Origin of the sequence: Paracoccus sp. P2 (assembly GCF_046335115.1) — a bacterium.
GTDB classification, from domain to species: Bacteria; Pseudomonadota; Alphaproteobacteria; order Rhodobacterales; family Rhodobacteraceae; genus Paracoccus; species Paracoccus pantotrophus.
The window spans coordinates 1-1710 of sequence record NZ_JBGOSN010000130.1; the positions used below are offsets into that span (position 1 = coordinate 1).

The following is a 1710-nucleotide window of genomic DNA, read 5'->3' on the forward strand; positions in this document are numbered from 1 at the left end:
CGCTGGCCTACAACCTGGCAACCTTCCTGCGCTGCATCGAACTGCCCGAGGCCATGGCGGACTGGTCGTTGACCAGCCTGCAACTCAAGCTGATCAAGATCGGGGGATGACTCCGTCGGGGGAAAGGGGAACTCTGACCGTCAGTCAATTTGTGCAACAGAGTCACACCGAGCAGAAATCCTTAATGCATTTAAGGTTGATGCTGTTCGGAAAAGCCATCCACAGCGATTGCTTTTCGATATCGAGCAGCCCACCTCGTTACTGCAGGCGGTCGATGATGCTCTAGTTGAGCGTCTAGACAGCTGGAGGGAAAAGGCAGTTCGGTATTCCAGAAGTGCAGTTACAAAGGTTGATTCTCAACTGCAGACCCTTTATGCGCAGCTTTTTGTTTTACGAACGGTTGAGGATCGCGGCCTAGATGATGTAATTCCGAGAATAGCGTCTGCGGTCATATCTCCAGACTCATTTGATTTCGATGCGTGGAAGGTCATACTCTCCCGCGCCAAGCAAAGAATTGGGAGTGACCTTTTCTCTGACGATGTTGTGCTCGACATTGAGCCGCATATTCTGTGTGGAGTTGTAAGGGATCTATACGTTCCAAAGAAGGTGCCGGGCGCTGACGCTAAATATGATTTCTCATGGATAAGTGCCGACGTTCTCGGACTTGCCTATGAAAAATATTTGTCCACTGTTTTGCAACCTGCACCACTCCCGCTGCAGTCCGAACTTTTCTTTGAGCCTCAGCGGGGGGTAGAGAGGGTGAGCGTTAGAAAGTCAGCTGGAGCATATTACACCCCCAGGTTCTTGACATCCTACTTGGCCGCAACCTGTGTGGATCGATATTTCTCTGATCCTGAAAAAGACGACTTGCCAAAGGTAATAGATTTCTCTTGTGGCTCGGGCTCGTTCCTTGTTGCCGCAGTTGATCGCGTATTGGGGCATTTAAAACGTAAAGATGCCAACCGCTCTTGGGCGCGGGAGCTGATCGAATCTGGTTGCATTGTTGGCGTCGACATAGATCCAAAGGCGGTAACTGCGGCTCGGCTGCATCTTTGGCAAAGGCTTATTGAGGAGCCGAATGCTTTGCCTCTCCCCAACCTCTCGGCCGTCATTATATCCGGCGATGGGCTTGATGCTACAACATGGGGCGATCTTAATCGAGAGTATGACATCGTTCTTGGAAATCCACCTTACTTGGCCACCAGTATGGTTGCCAATCGCGAGAAACTAGAGGGGCAGTATCTTGCCGCAAAAGGCCGTTACGACTTTTCGTCTCTATTCGTTGAGCAGGCGGTAAACATCCTCAAGCCGGGTGGGTTCTTGGGACTTGTTATTCCGAATCGTACCTTCATAAACAAGAACGCGACGGCGATCAGGGATATATTAACCCGTTCAACAATGATTAAGTCCATTGTCGACTTTGGTACCTCAAAAGTTTTTGATGCAGATGCGTATGTTGGCTGCATTGTCGCTCAGAAAAATTCGGAGAATACCTCGCCGAAGACAGTATTGCGAGTGATTCGTGTTAATTCATTGGATCCTGACTTCATGGCCGCTGAGCTTATTGAGGCCGAGCACCTTGATAAGGGGCGCGAGTCGAGTGCAGTGTAAGCGCCGTCTCCGTCCCATTGGGATTTGGGGTGCGCTTGGGAGCGCGAGTTGGGTGCGTTGGGGGGCGAGTGCCGGTTAGTGAAGCTCACAATGAGCTCA

1 protein-coding gene is annotated in these 1710 nt (G+C 50.9%); it reads left to right on the top strand.

The genetic code is table 11. The features are described from left to right. Positions 1 to 228 precede the first annotated feature (228 nt). Positions 229 to 1611, top strand: a complete 1383-nt coding sequence (locus ACDP63_RS24735; RefSeq protein ID WP_409928841.1) for a class I SAM-dependent DNA methyltransferase — start codon at positions 229 to 231, stop codon at positions 1609 to 1611. Positions 1612 to 1710: the final 99 nt, after the last annotated feature.